Annotated in this window: 15 protein-coding genes; 4 read left to right on the top strand and 11 right to left on the bottom strand. The window is 67.4% G+C overall.

Translation table 11 applies throughout. The features are described 5' to 3' along the window. The 3 genes from sufB to ACOZ35_RS13060 form a co-directional block, all read right to left on the bottom strand. On the bottom strand, positions 1–1,431 hold the full coding sequence (gene sufB, locus ACOZ35_RS13050; RefSeq protein ID WP_004598699.1) for a Fe-S cluster assembly protein SufB: 1,431 nt from the start codon (positions 1,429–1,431) through the stop codon (positions 1–3). 52 nt (positions 1,432–1,483) lie between these two features. Next, on the bottom strand, positions 1,484–2,407 hold the full coding sequence (locus tag ACOZ35_RS13055) for an ABC transporter ATP-binding protein (protein ID WP_424013985.1): 924 nt from the start codon (positions 2,405–2,407) through the stop codon (positions 1,484–1,486). A 146-nt stretch (positions 2,408–2,553) separates the two neighbouring features. Further along, a complete protein-coding gene (locus ACOZ35_RS13060; RefSeq protein ID WP_424013986.1) occupies positions 2,554–7,902 on the bottom strand; it encodes a DNA polymerase domain-containing protein in 5,349 nt (1,782 codons plus the stop codon). Positions 7,903–8,004: 102 nt separating this feature from the next. On the opposite strand from ACOZ35_RS13060, the gene ACOZ35_RS13065 reads away from it, so the two are divergent. The 3 genes from ACOZ35_RS13065 (at position 8,005) to ACOZ35_RS13075 (ending at position 9,270) form a co-directional block, all read left to right on the top strand. Further along, a complete protein-coding gene (locus ACOZ35_RS13065; protein ID WP_424013987.1) occupies positions 8,005–8,178 on the top strand; it encodes a DUF7331 family protein in 174 nt (57 codons plus the stop codon). A gap of 121 nt (positions 8,179–8,299) precedes the next feature. Next, positions 8,300–8,779, top strand: a complete 480-nt coding sequence (locus ACOZ35_RS13070) for a DUF7322 domain-containing protein (protein WP_424013988.1) — start codon at positions 8,300–8,302, stop codon at positions 8,777–8,779. Positions 8,780–8,805: 26 nt separating this feature from the next. Beyond that, positions 8,806–9,270, top strand: coding sequence for a DUF7346 family protein (locus tag ACOZ35_RS13075; protein ID WP_424013989.1), 465 nt, complete (start codon positions 8,806–8,808; stop codon positions 9,268–9,270). Positions 9,271–9,565: 295 nt separating this feature from the next. Here ACOZ35_RS13075 and rad50 read toward each other — a convergent pair whose 3' ends face one another. The 4 genes from rad50 to ACOZ35_RS13095 form a co-directional block, all read right to left on the bottom strand. Then, complete coding sequence (gene rad50, locus ACOZ35_RS13080; RefSeq protein ID WP_424013990.1) at positions 9,566–12,259, bottom strand: DNA double-strand break repair ATPase Rad50; 2,694 nt, start codon at positions 12,257–12,259, stop codon at positions 9,566–9,568. Beyond that, positions 12,256–13,674, bottom strand: coding sequence for a DNA double-strand break repair protein Mre11 (gene mre11 / locus ACOZ35_RS13085; protein ID WP_424013991.1), 1,419 nt, complete (start codon positions 13,672–13,674; stop codon positions 12,256–12,258). The genes rad50 and mre11 overlap by 4 nt, the downstream gene beginning before the upstream one ends. After that, positions 13,671–14,051: a hypothetical protein gene (locus tag ACOZ35_RS13090; protein WP_424013992.1), complete on the bottom strand. Its 381-nt coding sequence runs from the start codon at positions 14,049–14,051 to the stop codon at positions 13,671–13,673. The genes mre11 and ACOZ35_RS13090 overlap by 4 nt, the downstream gene beginning before the upstream one ends. An 82-nt stretch (positions 14,052–14,133) precedes the next feature. After that, positions 14,134–14,397 (bottom strand): MarR family transcriptional regulator, encoded by a 264-nt coding sequence (locus ACOZ35_RS13095; RefSeq protein ID WP_049931722.1) that lies wholly within the window; start codon positions 14,395–14,397, stop codon positions 14,134–14,136. A 193-nt stretch (positions 14,398–14,590) separates the two neighbouring features. On the opposite strand from ACOZ35_RS13095, the gene pan1 reads away from it, so the two are divergent. Beyond that, entirely contained in the window at positions 14,591–15,808 is a 1,218-nt protein-coding gene (pan1, locus tag ACOZ35_RS13100; RefSeq protein ID WP_424013993.1) for a proteasome-activating nucleotidase Pan1, read from the top strand. Positions 15,809–15,881: 73 nt separating this feature from the next. Here the strand turns inward: pan1 and ACOZ35_RS13105 are convergent, their stop codons facing one another. The 4 genes from ACOZ35_RS13105 to ACOZ35_RS13120 form a co-directional block, all read right to left on the bottom strand. Continuing rightward, positions 15,882–16,013 carry a hypothetical protein gene (locus ACOZ35_RS13105; RefSeq protein ID WP_007345815.1) on the bottom strand — a complete coding sequence of 44 codons (132 nt, stop codon included), beginning with the start codon at positions 16,011–16,013 and terminating at the stop codon, positions 15,882–15,884. A gap of 90 nt (positions 16,014–16,103) precedes the next feature. Continuing rightward, positions 16,104–17,279: a DHH family phosphoesterase gene (locus tag ACOZ35_RS13110; protein ID WP_424013994.1), complete on the bottom strand. Its 1,176-nt coding sequence runs from the start codon at positions 17,277–17,279 to the stop codon at positions 16,104–16,106. A gap of 125 nt (positions 17,280–17,404) precedes the next feature. Then, positions 17,405–18,307, bottom strand: coding sequence for an NAD(P)H-binding protein (locus ACOZ35_RS13115; RefSeq protein WP_424013995.1), 903 nt, complete (start codon positions 18,305–18,307; stop codon positions 17,405–17,407). Continuing rightward, the gene (locus ACOZ35_RS13120; RefSeq protein WP_424013996.1) at positions 18,304–18,756 is read right to left on the bottom strand and encodes a DUF5791 family protein; all 453 of its coding nucleotides are present in this window, start codon (positions 18,754–18,756) and stop codon (positions 18,304–18,306) included. Before ACOZ35_RS13120 ends, ACOZ35_RS13115 begins: the two co-directional genes overlap by 4 nt. Position 18,757 lies beyond the last annotated feature (1 nt).

The raw sequence follows: 18,757 nt of genomic DNA on the forward strand, positions 1-18,757 counted from the left end.
TTATCCGAGCGAACCCTCCATCTCGAGCTCGACGAGCCGGTTGAGCTCGACGGCGTACTCGATCGGCAGCTCCTCCGTGATCGGCTCGATGAACCCCGAGACGATCATCTGTTTGGCGTCGTCGTCGTCGAGACCGCGCGACTGGAGGTAGAAGATGTCCTCGTCGCCGATCTTGCCGACGGTCGCCTCGTGGGCGACGTCGACCTTCGACTCGTTGATCTCCATGTACGGCATCGTGTCCGATGTCGACTCGTTGTCGAACATCAGCGCGTCGCACTCCACGGCGGTCGAGGAGTTCTCCGCGCCGTCCGCGATGTGGACGAGGCCGCGGTAGTTGGTGCGGCCGCCGTCCTTCGCGATCGACTTGGACTCGACGGTGGACTTGGTGTCCGGCGCGTTGTGGTACACCTTCGCGCCGGTGTCGATGTCCTGGCCCTCGCCAGCGAAGGCGATGGTGATGTGGTTGTCCGAGGCGCCGCGGCCCTTCAGGATCGTCGAGGGGTACAGCATCGTCGCCTTCGACCCCATCGAGCCGGAGATCCACTCCATGCGCCCGCCCTTCTCGGCGATGGCGCGTTTGGTGTTCAGGTTGTACGTGTTCTTCGACCAGTTCTGGACGGTCGAGTACTGGACGTGGGCGTCCTCGCCGACGAACACTTCGACGCCGCCGGAGTGGAGGTTGAACGCCGAGTACTTCGGGGCGGAACAGCCCTCGATGTAGTGGACTTCCGAGCCCTCCTCGGCGATGATGAGCGTGTGCTCGAACTGGCCCATCCCCTCGGAGTTCATCCGGAAGTACGCCTGGACCGGCATCTCCACGGTGGTGTTCTCGGGGACGTAGACGAACGAACCGCCGGACCAGATGGCGCCGTGAAGCGCGGCGAACTTGTTGTCGCTCGGGGGGACGCACTTCGTCATGAAGTGCTCGCGGACGATCTCCTCGTGCTCCTGGACGGCCTTGTCCATGTCACAGAAGATGACGCCCTTCTCCTCCCACCGCTCCTGCATGTTCTGGTAGACGATCTCGGACTCGTACTGGGCGCCGACGCCCGAGAGCGCGTTCTTCTCCGCCTCCGGGATGCCCAGCTTGTCGAAGGTGTCCTGGATCTCCTCCGGGAGGTCCTCCCAGCTGTCGGCGCCGCCGCGCTTGTCGATGTCCGGGCGGATGTACGGTACGATCTCGTTGATGTCGACCTCCGAGAGGTCCGGCTGGCCGGGCCAGTCGGTCGGCATCGGCATCTCTTGGAACTGTTCGAGAGCGCGCAGGCGCCGCTCCAGCATCCACTCCGGTTCGTCTTTGTCCTCCGAGATGACGCGGACCGTCTCCTCGGTGAGACCCTTCTCGCTTTTGAAGGCGGACTTCTCCTCCTTCTTGAACTCGAAGCGGGCCTCGGTGTCTGTCTCCTTGAGGTCGTCCTGTTGTGAACTCATGATATTGTGTTACGTGTTTGCCTGTTTATTCCTGTCGCGTGACCATTTGTGGTTACGCGGCCTCGAAGGCGTCCTCGCGGACCCAGTCGTACCCTTCGTCCTCGAGCTTCTCGGCGAGCTCCGCGCCGCCGCTCTTGACGACTTCGCCGTCGAGCATGACGTGTACGTGGTCGGGCTCGACGTAGTCGAGGATGCGCTGGTAGTGGGTGATCTGGAGGATGCCCGTGCCCTGCTCGTCGCGGAGCGCGTTGATCCCCTTCGAGACGTCCTTCAGGCGGTCAATGTCGAGCCCGGAGTCGATCTCGTCGAGCACGGCGACGCTCGGCTCCAGCATCGCGGCCTGGAGGACCTCGTTCTGCTTCTTCTCGCCGCCGGAGAAGCCGGCGTTGAGGTAGCGCTGCATGAACTTCTCGTCCATGTCGAGCAGCTCCATCTTCTCGGAGAGGATCTCCTGGAACTCGGCGACGCCGATCTCGCCGTCGTCCGCGGGCCCCTCCATCGGGGAGGTCTCGTAGCCTTCGTCCTCGTCGTCGTCGGCCTCGGCCTCCTCCTCGTCCTCGTCCTCGAACAGCTCCTCGCGCTCGTCGGCCTTCGCGTTGAGGGCCTGGCGGAGGAAGTTCGTCATGGTGACGCCCTCGATCTCGGCGGGGTACTGGAAGCCGAGGAAGATGCCGAGCGCGGCGCGCTCGTTCGGCTCAAGCTCCAGCAGCTCCCAGTGGTAGTCCTCGTCGTCGAGCTCGACGTCGACGTCGGCGACGTCCGCCTCGCTGAGGTGGAGCAGGATCTCGCCGCCGGTGACCTCGTAGGCGGGGTGGCCGGCGATAACCTTCGCGAGCGTCGATTTCCCGGACCCGTTCGGGCCCATCAGCGCGTGGATGTCCCCGGACTCGACGGTCAGGTCGACCCCGCGAAGGATGCGTTCGCCGTCCTCTTCCGCCACTCGTGCGTGAAGATCGTTGATTTCGAGAGTAGCCATGTGTATTCTCGTGCCTCGTACGTTGACGGTGGGGGTTGAGGGGGTTAATGGTTACGCATCTCCCCGTCAAAAATCGCAGATCGACCAAGAAATTTTCTTCCAATCGAAAACTGCTTTCGATAGGCGGCGTTCCAGCTCGTCGTCGGTCACATGAACGAGCCGAGTCCGGTCTGCTCTTGGCCCGTCTTGACCTCCTCCCACGACATGCCGAGCGCCTCGATCACGCGCTCGATGGGGCCTTTCAGCGTCTTGTCTAGCATCTTCTCCCAGTCGACCTCGAACTCGTCGGGCACCTGGTCGGCGTACTCGAAGCATATCACGTCCGGATCGCGCTTGAACTCCCCGTACAGGCGGTCGCGCTGGGGGTCGAGCCCCTCCTCATCTTCCATCCGCGCCCAGAAGTCGGGGTGGACCTTCTCGATGTAGAGCCGCTTCGGTTTCGACCCGCTCCCGAAGTTCGTCCCGAGCATCAGGTTCGCGTACTTCGCGCCGCGGACCTGCGCTGTCGGGGTGTCGTAGGCATCGAGCTTCTTCCCGATCCCGCCCGGGATCCCGATCTCGTCGAGGTCCATGTCGCCGTCGAGCACCCGCGCGATGACGTCGACGAGGTACTCCTTCACCTCCTCCATGTCCTCGTCGATGTCGTCGCCCGTGACGATCGTCTCGATGACGTTCTGTTGGACCTCTTTCGTGATGCCGGCGATGTCCGAGCGCTTGTACTCGAAGCCGGTGATGTCGATGTCGTCGACGTCTTTCCCCTCCTTCCAGATGATGTGGCCCGCGTACCGCTTCTTCTTGCCCGCCTGGAAGAAGCGCCGGTAGAGCTTCTCGAATTCGATCTGGAAGCGGTGGAACTCGGCGTTGAGCTCGTCGCGCGCGAAGTCGTCGTACCGCTCGTTGATGTGGTCCTCTATCTCGAAGGAGGTCTCGATCGCCTCTTCCTTGTCCACCTCTTGGCCGAGGGACAGCATGACTGAATCGGTGTTGTGGAGAACGACTCCGCCGACGCCGTCGACGAAGTTCTCGTTCTCTGCGACGCTGAGATCGTACACGTACCCGTCGTGATCCACCTCCTCGACTACTGGATCCCGTCCGCTCCGGTAGTAATCACACGTTCGAATCGTGTAACTCTCCTTGCTATCCCTGTACTTCAGCGAGTGCTTCTCCCCGCGCTGCGTGAGAAGCGTAGAGAGTCCCGCCGCGAGTTCTCGGCTCGTCGTCTCGAAGTCGAAGTTTCGCTCGCAGTACTCGGCCGAGTACCGTGGGAATTCGCGTGAGCCGTCGCCCTCTACGAGTACGTCGACGAAGAGCTGTTGGAGATCTTCGGGGAGATTGAACACGAACCCCGGAATACGCTTCCCACGCGACGTTTGCCCAGCGAACTCACGGAAGAACACCGCCGAGAGTTCGTTCATCATCTGGAGCTTGTGGGTGCCGTCGTCGTACGTTACCGACTGATCCCCGTCGTCGGTTCCGTACTCGACGGTCCGTTCGCCGGACGTGTCCGACGCAATGACACTAGCTGTCACTCCGTCGAACAGACGCTGGTAATCCTCCTGAAGCCCTTCGAGCCACTCCGTTCTGGACTCAGCGATGCTCGCGCCGAACCTGGTGTCGGTTGTTTCGATCGTCGAGGCGCTCCCTTCGGTGACGTACGCGGCGAGCAACCGCACGAGCGCCCGTCCGTCTTCGGAGTCCAAGTCGACGTATCGCTGTACCTTGATGCTCTTCTCTATCGAATTGTGATGGCTGTGGCCGAACCAGACCCAGTCGTCGTTCGCGTGGACTCGCTTGACCTTTGTCTCCGCGCTCTCGCTGCCGACGCTTCGACCGTCTTCGTACTCGCGTGTGTACCCCTTCAACACGTCGTATACGTCGATCTTCTCCACCGTTTCGACCTCGGGGAGACCCGGTACCCGAAGCGGCTCTTCGACGTCTTCCGGCTTCGTTTCGACGAGACTGCCGTCCTCTTCAACGACGTACGAATGATCTCTGGTCGTCGTGGACTCTCCGAACTTATGCTGGAGGTTGACGACCGGCTTGTCGGTCTCGTGCCGGACCACCTGCTCGATCGGCTGCCACTCCGGTTCGCCGTCTCCGGTCACCGAAAGCGCCTCCCACCCGTCCACGCGACCCCGTTCCTTCTCGACCGACACCGAAGCGACAGGCCCGCCGTCGGCGGTAACAATCAGATCCTGGCTCGCAGTCGCGTCCGAGCGCTCAAAGAGATCGGCGATCGGCAAGATTCGAACGATACCCTCCGGATCGCGCACGACGACGGGTCTGTCGCCCGTGACGCTGTCTCCGTACGCAACGTCGTGGTCGAGCTCGTTCGCCGCCTCCTCGGTGAAGTCGATGACCTCCCGACCGGTCGCTGTGACGGCTGCTGCGCCCTCTTTGTCGTAAAGCCGGAACCGATCCCACCCCGTGACTCCATATAACGACTGGCCGACAAATTGGAACTTCCCGTTCCGCCCTGCGAGGAGCGTGTGATTGTCCTCGACGGTCACGCAATAGACCCCGTCTTCGGCCTCGCTTCGGCTTCCGCTCCGGTGCATTCGAAGCGTGTTCTTCGCGTCTTCCGTGACGTAAATCCGCCAGCTCCCGCTGTCCTGGTTGTAACTCGCGGTGAGCCCGAGGTGGGCACACAGACGAAGCACGTCGTCCCGTAACTCCTCGCTCGACGTCGTGTACCGCCACGATCCGGTCTGCCGGTCGCCGTCGCCGTCGATTAGCGTCTCCAAGAACGCGCGTTTCTGCGCCCTCGTCGCCTCGAAGACGCGGTCCGGAATCGACTTCTCGAAGCTCCCGTCGCCGCAGCGGTCCCGGAGGAGGTCCCCGAGCAGGGCCGAGGTGAACTGATAGCTGCGGTCGTCCACGTAGTAGTCCAATCCCATCCGATCGAGGAGATCGCCGATCGTCTCGTGGTCGGAGTCCCCGCCGTCCGCCACGGCGTCCTGCGCGATCTTCACCGTCGTCGCGGAGCCGCGAAGGTTGTCGCCGAACTGCTTCTCTTCGGAGGTGTACACGTTCCCTTCCGTGACGTACCACGCGAGCAGTTCGAGGAAGTCGTCCCCGTCGTAGGTCCGCGGAACCCACTTCCGGCCGGACTCGCGGTGAACGTAGCTCGTCTCGCACACCGACTCGACGTACTCGCGATGTTCCTCGAACTCGGCCGCCGTGAACACGTAGCCGGTCTCGCCGACGTCCGCCTTCGGCACGCGCCGCGGCGTCCAGCCGAGCTCGGCGGTGAACGTGTGACCGTGGACGCTGGGGCGGACCCACACCTCGTACTCGCCGTCGGCGAGTTTGGTCAGATCGACCTCGTCGATCCGTTCTCCGTCCGGTCCGTCCCAGTCGTGAGGCAGTTCGTAGTTGGTCGCCCGATCGAGGTCGCCGGCCTCCACGAAACTGTACCCGTCCTCCGTGATCCCGTTCGTCTCGTTTTTCCGGACCAGCATCCGGTGATTCGGCGTCACCCGGAAGTCGATCTTCGAAGTCTCGATGTCGACGAGTTCGTCTCGGTAATCCGGATACGCGTGGGTCTCCTCGACGGTCTTGACCGCCATCTCCTCCGTGTCGGGATCGAGCGAGTACACGGCGTCGCCGACCTCCAACTCCGTGATCGCCCGAACGCCGTCGGGGGTCACGACCTCGGTGTCCGGCGTGAAGCAGTTCATTATAACCTTGACAGAAGCCTGCTGACGGTCGTACTGCTCGTACGGCTCGGTGCCGGGCTCGTGGTCGTTCCGGAGCGCCTTCTTCTCCTCGCGCTCGGAGAGCAGTTCGTCGACCATCTCGCGCATGATCCCGTCCGGCTGCTTCCGGAAGTGGGTCCCGTTGGGCGCGACGTACGTCTCGCCGTCGTACTCGTCGGGGTCGACCTTCGTCTCCGGGCCGGCGTTGATCGTCACCATGCACATCGGGTAGAGGCTCTTCAGGTCCTGGACCGTCACCATCTCCTTGACGCCGGTGATCGGATCGAAGACGGCGCCGCCCTCGAAGTCCTCCGACTCCTGTTGCCCCTTCGTCGGGAGCGCGAACTTCCCGAACGCCTTGTGGAGGACGTACATGTCGACGGTGTCGCCCGGGGTCGGCGCGTCCTCGATCTTGCAGCCGACGAAGGTGCGCACCTCGTCCCAGAAGGCGATCACGTCCTGCTTCCGGTCAATCTCGACGCACAGCTCCACGTCGCGGATGCTGTATTCGAGGAGGCGCTCGGGGTCCTGCTCCCAGAGGTCGCCGATGTCGCCGGTGTAGCGCTCCTTCCCGACGCCGAGTTCGCGCTCGCCGACCGCGTCGAGCCGGTACGACTCCAGCTCGGTGAACATCGTCCGCTTGTAGGCATACAGCAGGTCGAAGACGACCCGGCCCTTCACGTCCGGGCCGCCCCAGCCGGAGCGCCACACCTCGCCGATGCGGGAGAGCCGGTCGACGTCGAGGTCGTACTCGCTCCCGTCGTCGAGGACCTCCATCCGATCGAGGAGGTACGGCGCGTCGAAATCTTCGAAATTCCACCCAGTCATAAGGTCTACGTCGGTTTCTGCGATATACTCGACGAACGCGTCGAGCATCGCGGCCTCCTCCTCGAAGGTGCGGACCCGGAAGTCGAGCTCCGCCCCCTCGTCGACGATCCCCTCGTAATCGGGAAGGTCCTCGGGCGGCGGGATCTCGGCCTCCGGCGCGTCGTACAGCCAGACGACGTACTCGTCGTCGTAGGAGTCGTGGCTGGTGAGACAGATGATCGGCTCCTCGCCGTCCTCGGGGAATCCCCGCCGGTCGTCGACCTCGATGTCGAAGGTGTTCACCCGCATCTCGGCGTCGACCTCGGCCGGTTCGAGGTGCCCCTCGTGGACTTGGATCGTCCCCTCCCCGTCGTCGAGCCGGCGCTCCTCGACGCGGATCCCGCCGTTGATCCCGTTGTCGATCAGGAAGCGGTTCGGGAAGAGGATGTCCGCCTCGAAGCTGGTCGCGAAGTCGTCACGGATGTTTCCCACGTCGCGGGGCGTGCGGGTGACGATCCGGGTGAGCGGCTCGCCGCGGATGCTCTCGTACGGCTCGCCGTCCGGATTCTCCTCGCGGGTCCCGATCACCACGTCGTACTCCTCGACGGGGTCGCGATCGAGGTCGGCCGTGGGAACGTAGAAGTACGGTTCGACGCCCAGTACGCGGAGGTGTTCGACGACGTCGTGGTCGGCGTCCTCGACGTTCTCGGCCGGCCGCCGGCCGAACACGTGGACGACCGGGTACTCGTCGCTGCCGTACCCCTCGACGGCGTAGTCGATCTGGGTGATCATCAGTTCGACGGTCCCGGTCGACTCCGGGAACTTCGCCTCGTCGACGTCGACCACGTCGCTGACGTGGCCCCGCCCGCCGCCGGCGACGACGGCCGCCTCTTGGGCGGCGAGGTCCTCTCGCTCGGTGTCCGTGTCGCCGTCGGCCCCGTCGCCCGCGTCCCCGGTCGACGAGAAGTCCGACAGCCCCGACTGAGTCATATCCGCTCTTCGGCGTCACCCGGCTAAAAAACTCGGCTTTCGGGTGCGGCGAGCTATCCCGCCACGGAAAGGCATATAATGTGTGACGACTTACCATGGTCTATGTCTTCGGACCCACGTTCCGAACCCCAGGTGGCTCGTCCGGCCGATTCCGACGCGGTCGACGCCGAGGTGGAGTCGTACGAAGACGACGGGAACGTGGTGATTTTCGACGCCACAAACCCCCTCGCGTGGGTCGAAGCGAGCCGAACGGTGCGGCTCGCCGACGCGCTCTGAGGCGGCGTTCCGCCCCCGGCTTCTCACCTCTCCGCTCTTCAGCTCCGATCTCGCTCGTCCCGTAGCCGCGGCGCCGCACCCGGACGGAACCCCTTTGCCCTGACGCCGCGTACGCCCGAGCGTGTTCAGCCTCGACGAGGACGACGAGGGCGAGATCTCCGTCGGCGAGAGTTCCGACGCCGAGCGGGAGATGACGCCCGACATCCCGAAGGCGCCCTCGGTGAAGTCGTTCGACGACGGCGGCGACTTCGAGGGCGCCAGCGACGTGGACCAGGGGACCCTCCGCGCGTTCGTCGTCGCCGTCATCTACGCGAACGCCGCCGTCCTCCTCGTCGCGCTCGGCCCGATGGTGTGGTACTTCGAGGGCTGGTCGCGGGTCGGCCCGGCGCTGCTCGTCGGGGGATTCCTGGCGGGCGTCCGGACCTACCAGACGTACCGGGCGTGGGAGCGCTCGCGGGACGAGGCCAACGAGGCCGCAGCGTCAGCCGAGGCAGGCGCCGAAGATGCTGAAGCCGAGTCGGACGTCGAAACCGCCGAGGCCGACGCGGAGGACGAGGATGCCGTCGACCCCGACCCCGACGCGCCGCCCCCGGAAGCGTAATGTCCGCGGGCCGCCCCTTTTCGACCATGCAGACGGTTCGCGACGGCGACGGCGAGACGTACCTCCTCGTGAAGCGGTCCGCCGAGTCGAGCCGCGTGCGGGACCCGGCCACCGGCGAGGAGCGGTACATCGACAACGACCAGATCTCGGTCGTCGACGGGGAATCGCCGCTCGCGACGGCGGCCTCCGGCGTGCCGGAACCGGTCCGGCGGACGCTCGGCGCGGTCCGCGACGACCGGTCGCTCGGCCTGCTCGCGGTGGTCGTCGACGAGGGGCCGATCGCCGCGATCGACCTGCTCGACGCCGCCGACATGTGCGAGTCCGACCTTCACGGGACGATCACGGAGTTCCGCGCGGCGGGACTGGTCGACGAGGCCGAAGTCGCCGGGCGACGCGGCTACGAGGCGACCGGCGTCGCGGCCGAGGCGCTGGGGCTGTTGCGGGGCGGGTCGGCGGACGAGGGCGCCGTTGGTGAGCGCGACGGCGACTGATACTCTATTCATAAGTGCGCTCCGCGGCGGTCTGCGGCCGTTCGCGTCTGAATCCTCGATCGGCCGAGTGTGAGCCTCACGCCTCCCCAGCCTCGCGGCTCCCTCGCTTCGCTTCGGTCGCCGCGTCCCTCGCGCGTGCTCCTCGCGGCCGCCGGTGGCGGCCGCTCGCAGGCACGCGCCGACGTGGAGGTGCGAGCCGTCGCCGCCGTCCCTCTCAGCGGCGGTGTCCCCGCGGGCTTCTACCGCTCCTGCCGTCGTCGGATATTTATAAAGGGAACAGTCGCAACGGTGGTGCTCAGTCGCCGGCAAGTTCCGCGACGTCGAGGTCCGCCGCGTCCTCCCGGCGGACGGTCGAGCGGTTCGAGCGCGGGTCCTTCTCCACGGTGACCAGCTCGTCGGCCGCGCCGACCAGCTCGTCGTCGTGGCTCACGATGATGATCTGGCGCACGCCGAACCCGCGCATCTCCTCGACGAGCCGGACGAGCCGGGAGACGTGGCCGGAGTCGAGGAAGACGGTCGGCTCGTCGAGGATGAGCGGCGGAGTCGGTGCCGCGCCCTCGATCCCCTCCGAGAGCAGCCGGTAGATCGCACAGCGCAGCGAGAGGTTGAACAGGGCGCGCTCGCCGCCGGAGAGCTGCTCGGGGTCGAGCGGCTCGCCGTCCTTCTGGTAGACGGTGAGGACGTACTCGCCGTCGAGCTCGATGTGCGAGTAAGCGTCGTTGCCGTAGACGAGTTCGAACGTCTCGTTGAGTGTGCGCTCCAGTTCGGTGACGTTGCGCTGGCGGAGCTCCGCGCGCAGGTCGCCGTACATCGACTCCAGCTCGCTCGTCTCCTCGTGGAGCGTCTCGAGCGCGTCGACGCGCTCGCCCAGCGCCTCGCGCTCCTCGCGGAGCCCCTCCAGTTCGCTGAGTTCGCCTTTCACCCCGCCGATCGCGTTCTGGAGCTCCTCCTGCCGTTCGGTGAGACGGTCGAGCTCCTCGGCGACCTGTTCGAGGTACCGCTCGGCGTCGGCTTTCCGTTCCTTCGCGTTCTCGACCGCGGCCTCGTCGACGGCGTCCGCCAGTTCGTCGCGGCGCTCGCGCTTGTCGGCGAGCCGGTCGCGCCGTTCGTCGTTCACCTCTTCGAGGTTCTCCCGCTTCTCGCGGCGTCGCTCGATCTCGTCTTCCGCGTCCGCGATCGCCGACAAGCGCTCTTCGATCGCCGTCACCGCCTCGCGGGCGTCGTCGATCGCCGACAGCGATGCCTCCAGTTCCTCGACGCGCTCCGCGGCGGCCTCCGCCTCCTCGCGCTTCTGGGCGGCGACCTCGCGGGTCTCTTCGGCCTCCTCCCTGAGGTCGGCCGCGCGCTCGCGCTTCTCCGCGGCCGACTCCCGCTTCCGTTCGGCCTCCGCGCGCTTCTCTTCGACCCGTTCTTCGAGGGTCTCGACCCGCTCGTCGATCTCGTCGAGCCGGTCCGCGGCGCTCGCGAGCTCGTCCAACTCCGCGATTCGCTCGTCGAGGTCCTCCTCGCGCTCGCGGGCCGTCTCCAGTTTGGCTTCGAGCTCCGCCACCCGCTCGCGGTCCTCGTCGATCCCGCTGGCGTGCGGCGAGTCCTCGACCGGCTGGCCGCACTCGGGGCACTTGCCCGCCGCGAGCAGCTCCTCGGCCTCCTCGACCCGCTCGCGGGCGTTCTTCAGCTCCGTCGACAGCTCGGCGATCCGCTCGCGGACCTCGCCGCGCTCGTCGCGCAGCGCGTCCCGCTCGTCGGCGACGCCCTCGCGGTCGACATCCGCGTCGGCGGCCGCGAACCGCTCGCGGAGCCCGTCGGCCTCCTTGCGAAGGTCCTCGATCGAGGCCTCGCGCTCGTCGGCCGCCTCGGCCGCCGCCTCCGCCTCGTCGTCGAGGTTGTCGGCCTCGGATTCGATCTCTGCGGCGCGCTCGGTGCGATCGTCGGCCTTCCCGGCGAGGTTCGTCGCCTGATTTCGATACGCCTCGGCGCCCACCCGCTCGTCGTCGAGCTCCTCGCGGACCGTCTCCTCCTGATCGTCGAGCGCCGCGCGGCGGTCGGCGATCGCCTCCTCGCTCGCCGCGTCGAGGCCGGCGTCGTCGAGCCGGTCGTCGATCGCGGCCTCGATCTCGTCGATCCGCTCGCGGGCCTCGCGGATCGCGTCGCGGTGCTCGTCGCGCTCTCGCTCGGCCTCCCGGATCGACGCTTCGATCTCGTCGATTTCGTCCTCGACCGCCTCCAGCTTCTCGCGCTTCTCGGCGTGGGTCTCGAGCGTCTCCGCGGCCGCGTCGCGCGTCTCCTTCGCCTGCTCCCGCTGGGTCTCGTACCGGTCGATTTCGTCGGTGACCTCGCCGAGCTCGCTCTCCAGTTCGTTGAGCCGCCCGTGGAGGTCGCGGTCCTCCTTCGCGGCGATCTGCTCGTCGAGCTGATCGAGCCGGCCGCGTCGATTTTCGAGGACGTCTTCGACGCCGAGCCGTGCGTCGCCGGCGCGCTCGCGGTACTCCTCGAGCTTCCCGAGCTGGAGCAGGTCGTCGATCGTGTCCTGCCGCTCCCGCGGGGTGGCGTTGATGAGCTTGTTCACCTCACCCTGCCGGACGTACGCGCAGTTGACGAACGCCTCAGCGTCCATCCGCAGCAGCTCCGTGACGAACTCGCGGACCGCCCGTGCGCCGTCGCGGGTCACGTCGCTCCCGTCGGTCGATTCGAGCGTACACTGGTGGTCGATCCGGTCGTCGTAGGCCCTGAGCCGCCGCTCGACCCGGTAGGAGACGCCGTCGTGGGTGAACCAGAGCTCGACCTCCGTCTCCTCCTCGCCGTTCGTGATGACGTCTTCGAGGGTCCCGTCGAGCGCTTTCGACCCGTACAACGCGAAGAAGCAGGCCTCCAACAGCGACGACTTCCCGCTGCCGTTGAGCCCGTGGATGACCGTGACGCCCTCCGTCAGTCGCAGGTCGGCGTCGCCGTACGGCTTGAAGTTCGCGAGGCGGACGCGGTCGAACTTCACAGGTAATCCTCCATGGAGACCTGCCCGTCGGTCGACGCCGGGTCGGGGTCCGTCGCCTCCGCGGGATCGGACTCGGCATCCGGCTCGTCAGTGGTCGATTCGTCGTCGTCCGCTTCGTCGTCGTCCGATTCGTCGTCGTCCGCTTCGTCGTCGTCCGATTCGTCGTCGTCCGATTCGTCGTCGTCCGATTCGTCGTCGTCCGATTCGTCGGCCGGTTCGTCGCTATCGGCGTCGACGGCGGCGTCGTCGTCCGTCTCGACCGCCTCCGTGGCCGCCTTGACCGGCTCGAACGCGCCGAGGCCTTCCTCCTCGTCGAGCCGCTCTTCCACTCGGCGCTTCACCGTCTCGCGGACGTTGGTGTCGGGGACGGTGTCTTCTCGGACCGCGCGCTCCACATCGCGCGCGGCGGTCGACAGCGGCAGCTCGTCGAGCCGGTCGCGGACCGCGTCCTCGGGGTCGGCGAAGCTCACGTCGACCTCGCCGTCGGCGTCGACCTCGCGTCTGTCCGTGACGCGCGCGATGAGCGCGCCCTCGTCGGTCGCGAACTCCTCGACGGCCGCCGGCGTCACCGGGTCGCCCTCGCCGGTGATCTCGACGTGGACGACCGCCTCCGCGAGGTCGTGCTCACGCACGCGCTCGCGGACTCGGGACTCGCCTTCCCCCTCGCGCAGTTCGACGGAGACGAAGACGAACGGGCGGGTGTCGAGCGCGCGGCGCCGGATCTCGACGCGGTCGTCGCCCCCGGCCGCGTCGGCGTCGAAGACGACGAGGTTGTAGCCGCGCCCCTCGCGCTCGCTGGCGCTCGCCCGCTCCGTCGAGCCCGGGTACGTGACCCACGTGTCGGCGACCTCGGCGGTGTCGGGCTTGTGGTTGTCGCCGAGCAGCATGGCGTCGAACGCGACATCGCTCTCGGTCAGCACGGTCTCGGTGTCCCAGTCGGCGTAGCCGAACGGCTCGAAGAGGCCGTGCGCGACGAGCGCCGCGTACTCGACGTCGTGGTCGGCGAACGCGTAGTCGAGCTCGTCGCGCCGCGAGACGGGGACGTGGTCGAGGCCGTAGAAAGCGGTGTCGCCCACCACGACCGGCTCGTCGCCGAGCCGGGTCGCGAGGCCGAGGCGCTCGAAGAGGTCGAGCCACTGGCCACCCCGCGTCGACTCGTGGTTGCCGACGACCGCGAGGAAGGGGATGCCGGCGTCGTCGAGCCGGCGGAGGACGGAGATGGTCCCCATCAGGTCCCGCAGTTCGGGCCGGCGGTCGTGGAAGAGGTCGCCCGCGTGGACGACGGCGTCGACGCCGTCGTCGACCGCGTCGTCGACCACGGCCTCGAACGCGTCGAGGAAGTCCTGGCGTCTGACCGGCGAGTGGTACTGCGAGTACCCGATGTGGGTGTCGCCGGTGTGGATCACCCGTGTCATCTGGTCGCGTCTTGGCCGGTGTCCGGCTTAGGGATTCCGGGGCCGGAGCGGAAGTGGTCGGAGTGGGTGGGGCTCGCCTTCGATCCCCCGTGGTCGTCCTCGTCGGTGTCGCCCCCCGCCGCCCGTCGAAACCCTCGGTACGCCGCGAGCGCGTCGCGTCCGCGCTCGGCGACGGCCTCGTCGCCCGCGCGGTCCGCGGCGTCGACCGCCTCCGCCAGCCGGTCCAGCCCGACGGCGTCGACGAATCCGGCCGCGCGCCGCAGGTCGGTTCGCGCGGCGTCCGCCTCGTCGATCACGGCGACGTACGGGCGTCTCGCGGTGTCGGTGCGCGTCGCGAGCGCGGCCAGAGCGCGCTTGACGGCGGTAGTCGAGACCACGGGAAGACTGGCGCGGTTTCGGGTATAAATCGTCGCGGACGGTCGTCTCCGACGCGACGGTTAGATGAGTAGAGTCCGACGCTTAGATACCGAGCGAGTACAGCCGCTTTCGCGCGTCCGTGAAGGAGAACCGCGAGTCGACGACGTCCTCCTCTTCGAGCCGCGACAGCGCGTAGCGGACGGTCCGCGGCGGGAGCAGCGTCTCCTCGGCCAGTTCGCTCTGGGTCAGCGTGTCGTTGTAATCCAGCACCTTCGCGACCAGCTTCGCGCTCGGGGGGAGGTCGCGAACGGCCGCCCAGCGGTCCGCGGTCCCGTCGTCGGCGGTGACGGCATCGGTCGTGCTCATGCGTGTCTCAATCGTCGTCATGCCAGTTGATAATATTTACTATCCTTTTTAATTATTTCTAGTTATAAAACAGCGACCAACGGTACCGATAGTCGCGGGCGCAGACCGCCGTCGCTCGCCGTTTCGCTGGCGGAACGCCCTCATCGTGCCCCCACCCGAAGCCTCTTATCCGCGAGACGCTTTAATAAACACAATGAGCGACACGGTCGACGACGTCGATATGCCCTACGACGAGGGAGCGGCGTCGAAACAAGAGAAAATCGACTCCTTACAGGAGCGGCTCGACGTCTTAGAGTCCCAAAACGAGGAGATGCGCGACAAGCTCCTCGACGCCAACGCGGAGAACAACAAGTACCAGCAGAAGCTCGAGCGGCTCACCCACGAGAACAAGAAGCTGAAGCAGTCCCCGCTGTTCGTGGCGACAGTCCAGGAGGTCACTCCCGACGGCGCCGTCATCAAACAGCACGGGAACAACCAGGAGGCGCTCACCGAGATCACCGACGAGATGCGCGAGAAGCTCGACCCCGACGACCGCGTCGCGGTCAACAACTCGCTGTCGGTGGTCAAGAAGCTGGAGAAGGAGACCGACGTCCGCGCCCGCGTGATGCAGGTCGAGCACTCCCCGGACGTCACCTACGCCGACATCGGCGGGCTCGAAGACCAGATGCAGGAGGTCCGCGAGACCGTTGAGATGCCGCTCGAACACCCCGACATGTTCGAGGACGTGGGCATCACGCCCCCGAGCGGCGTCCTGCTGTACGGCCCGCCGGGGACCGGCAAGACGATGCTCGCGAAGGCCGTCGCCAACGAGACGGACGCGACGTTCATCAAGATGGCCGGCTCCGAGCTGGTTCACAAGTTCATCGGCGAGGGCGCGAAGCTGGTCCGTGACCTGTTCGAGGTCGCCCGCGAGAACCAGCCCGCCGTCCTCTTCATCGACGAGATCGACGCCATCGCCTCGAAGCGCACGGACTCGAAGACCTCGGGCGACGCCGAGGTCCAGCGCACGATGATGCAGCTGCTCTCCGAGATGGACGGCTTCGACGAGCGCGGCGAGGTCCGCATCATCGCCGCGACCAACCGCTTCGACATGCTCGACCCCGCCATCCTCCGCCCCGGCCGCTTCGACCGCCTCATCGAGGTCCCCAAGCCGGAGACCGAGGGCCGCGAGATCATCTTCCAGATCCACACCCGCAACATGAACCTCGCCGACGGCGTCGACTTCGCCGAGCTGGCCGAGCTGACGCCCGACGCCTCCGGCGCCGACATCAAGGCGATGTGTACCGAGGCCGGGATGTTCGCCATCCGCGACGACCGCACGGAGGTCACGCTCGACGACTTCCTCGAGGCCCACGAGAAGCTCAGCAAGGACGAGGAGACGAGCGCCGACGACTCGCTGGCGTTCGCCTGATCGGGTCGGCGTCGCTCCGATTTGAGACCCGTCCTCGGGTCGCTCTTTTCGATTTTCCCGACCGAAGCGCGCGCTACAGCGCCGCGACGGCTAGGTACGGGACCACGAAAACCAGCAGGAACACCAGTCCGACCGCGAGCGCGTAACCGGCGCCGACGCCGGCGAGCGCGAGCCACCCGTCGTCGAGCGCGTCAGCGACGTTCATGCCGGAGGAACCGCCGCCCGGAACTTAAATCCGTACGCTTGTGTCCGCCGCGGACGCCTGTCGCGCGCGGCCGCACCGCGTCGGTCCCGGTCACACGTCGCCCGCCATCGCCCGGAACAGCCCGTCTGCGAGGGCGTCGCGGTCGACGGTCTCCGGCTTTCCCTCCCCGGTGGGGTCGACGTTCGGTTGGATCGTCCCGCCGCCCATCCGGGAGTGGCCCCCGCCGTTCCCGTTGTCGACGTCGTCTAACACCGCCGCGATCGCGTTCCCCATGTGGACCCGGTCGTCGCGCGACCGCCCCGAGAGGTGGACGGTCCCGTCCCGCTCGCCGATCACCACGACGGCGCTGACCCCCTCGAGCTGGATCAGCTCGTCCGCCGCCTGCGGGATCGCGTCGACGTTGTTCACGCCGCCGACGTCGGCGACCCCGAACGACCCCTCGATGCGGCGTCCCGCGATCGCCCGGGCCTTCACTTCCAGCACCTCCGCGTCGACCGCGGGGTTCGCGATGCGGTCGAGCCGGTCCTGGTCGACGCCGGGGTAGAGGTAGGCGGCCGCCGCGAAGTCGGGCTCGCTGGCGCCGACGGTGAGGTGTTTGGTGTCGGCCAAGATCCCGTACAGCAGCCCAGTCGCCGTGTCGGTCGACAGCGTCAGGGCGCTCGCCGTCTCGCTCGCGTGCTTGTCTGAGGGCACGGGGACGGCGTCGTTGTCCTGGAAGTACTCGGCGACGACCGACGCGGTCGCGCCGTAGTCGGTCCGCACGTCGGTGAACGACTCGCCGGCGCCGTCCCCCGGGTGGTGGTCGACGACAGCCGTCGGCAACACGCCGTCCGCGCCGGCGAACCCCCGCGGCTCGTTGTGATCGACCAAGACGACCGACTCCGCCGCGAGGTCGCTCACGTGTTCGATCGGCTCCAGTTCGAGGTCGAGGACGGTCCGGAACGCCCGGTTCTCTTGGTGACGGATCTGGCCGGGGTACTGGACGGTCGCGTCGACGTCCACCTGGGCGGCGAGCGAGGCGACCCCGACCGCGGCCGACATCGCGTCGGGGTCCGGGTTCGGGTGCATCAACACCGTTATCTCGTCTTCGTCGGCGAGCAGTCGGCGGAACCGTACCCCCGGCGTCCGCCGGGACCGCAGCACCACCGCTCCGGCCGCGACGGCGATCAGGACGACGAGCGCCACGGCGACGGCGAGTTCGGGATTCTCCCGGGCCATGGCCTCCGCCTGCGAGAACCGGTCGCCGACCGCGCTCATCGCTCGCATGGGTAGTGGCGAATCGCTCCCGACACATGAAGGTTCGTTACCGTTCCGACGGAACGGAACCGACGAAAATAGGCGGTTATCGGGCTTCTACGCACCGATACGGCCGAGCGTCCGGTCGAGACGCGCTACTCGCTCCGTGCCCGGTACGCGCGCACGGCGTCCCGGTACCCTGACCGGAATGTCGGGTGGTCGAACTCGTAGCCGAGCTCGCGGAGCAGCGCGTTCGAACACCGCTTGCTCGTTCGAATCCGGCGCTCGGCGGCCGCGGAGAGGTCGCCGGCAGCGATCCGCTCGTCCTTCGACAGCTTCTCCGGGCGCGGGACGCCGCAGGCGTCCGCGAGCCAGTCCGCGAACGCGTGCTTGTCGACCGGTTCGTCGTCGACGACCAGGACGACGCGGTCCCGCGCGCGGTCCGCCTCCAGGAGGTGTCGGATCGATCCCGCGGCGTCCGCGCGGTGGACCATGTTCAGGTAGCCGGCCGTCACCGGCCCCTCCACGTACCGCTCCAGCCGGTACCGGTCCGGGCCGTACAGCCCCGCGAACCGAACCACGGTCCCGTCGATCCCGGCGTCGGCCGCGCGCTCGGTCGCGATCCGCTCGGCCTCGGCGAGGACGCGGGTCTTCTCCGTGGTCGGCTCGACCGGCGTCTCCTCGTCGACCCAGCCGCCATCGTGGTCGCCGTACACGCCCGTCGAGGAGGTGTACACCAGCCGGTCCGGCGGAGCGGCCCGCGAGCCGTACTCGTCGACGACGTTCGCCAGCCCGTCGACGTACACCTCCCGCGCCGCGTCGGCGCCGCGCCCGCCGGAACTGGCCGCGAAGACGACCGCGTCCGCGTCCGGCAGCGCCGAGAGCGACGCCGGATCGGTCGCGTCCGCCCGGACGGCCTCGACGTCGGGGGTGACGGCGTCGACCGCGTCGAGCCCGTCGTCCGACCGCCGGACCCCGGTCACCGCGTGGCCGCGGGCGCTGAGCTGTGCCGCCAGCGCCAGTCCGACGTAGCCGCAGCCGACGACGACGACCCTCATGGCTTCCGGCGCTCGATGACCGCGAGGATCTCAGCGAGCTGGCCGAGCGTCATCGCGCTCCGCCCCTCCAGCGCCTGCTGGACCTCCTGGCCGGTGAGGTCGGCGTCGATCTTCGCCGCGAGCGCGTCGACGTCGAGGACGGCGGTCGCCATCCCCATCAGCAGGTGATCGCGCACCTCCACCACCATCGCGTCGGCGTCGCGGTCCGGGTTCGCCGCCGCGAGGACGGCCGCTCCGTCTGCGAGCGAGAGCGCCGCGACATCCCCGTCGCGGACGGCGGTCGCGTCCGCCTCGGTCAGTCCTATCTCGCCGATGAGTCGGTCGGGCCCGACGCTCGCCGCCGCCTCCGTTACCATCGCTTCGAAAGCGGCGAGCAGATCCGCCGCCGCCGGCTCGTCGGCGTCGACGTCGGGTCCGGAACTGCGGTCGTCGACGACCTCGTGGAACATA

Source organism: Halorubrum xinjiangense (assembly GCF_049604745.1).
GTDB lineage: Archaea > Halobacteriota > Halobacteria > Halobacteriales > Haloferacaceae > Halorubrum > Halorubrum xinjiangense_A.

Excerpts from the sequence above, each read along its gene's own strand:
- sufB (WP_004598699.1), bottom strand. The coding sequence starts at position 1,431 with ATGAGTTCACAACAGGACGACCTCAAGGAGACAGACACCGAGGCCCGC.
- ACOZ35_RS13055 (WP_424013985.1), bottom strand. The coding sequence starts at position 2,407 with ATGGCTACTCTCGAAATCAACGATCTTCACGCACGAGTGGCGGAAGAG.
- ACOZ35_RS13060 (WP_424013986.1), bottom strand. The coding sequence starts at position 7,902 with ATGACTCAGTCGGGGCTGTCGGACTTCTCGTCGACCGGGGACGCGGGC.
- ACOZ35_RS13065 (WP_424013987.1), top strand. The coding sequence starts at position 8,005 with ATGTCTTCGGACCCACGTTCCGAACCCCAGGTGGCTCGTCCGGCCGAT.
- ACOZ35_RS13075 (WP_424013989.1), top strand. The coding sequence starts at position 8,806 with ATGCAGACGGTTCGCGACGGCGACGGCGAGACGTACCTCCTCGTGAAG.
- mre11 (WP_424013991.1), bottom strand. The coding sequence starts at position 13,674 with ATGACACGGGTGATCCACACCGGCGACACCCACATCGGGTACTCGCAG.
- ACOZ35_RS13095 (WP_049931722.1), bottom strand. The coding sequence starts at position 14,397 with ATGAGCACGACCGATGCCGTCACCGCCGACGACGGGACCGCGGACCGC.
- pan1 (WP_424013993.1), top strand. The coding sequence starts at position 14,591 with ATGAGCGACACGGTCGACGACGTCGATATGCCCTACGACGAGGGAGCG.
- ACOZ35_RS13105 (WP_007345815.1), bottom strand. The coding sequence starts at position 16,013 with ATGAACGTCGCTGACGCGCTCGACGACGGGTGGCTCGCGCTCGCCGGC.
- ACOZ35_RS13110 (WP_424013994.1), bottom strand. The coding sequence starts at position 17,279 with ATGCGAGCGATGAGCGCGGTCGGCGACCGGTTCTCGCAGGCGGAGGCC.
- ACOZ35_RS13115 (WP_424013995.1), bottom strand. The coding sequence starts at position 18,307 with ATGAGGGTCGTCGTCGTCGGCTGCGGCTACGTCGGACTGGCGCTGGCG.
- ACOZ35_RS13120 (WP_424013996.1), bottom strand. The coding sequence starts at position 18,756 with ATGTTCCACGAGGTCGTCGACGACCGCAGTTCCGGACCCGACGTCGAC.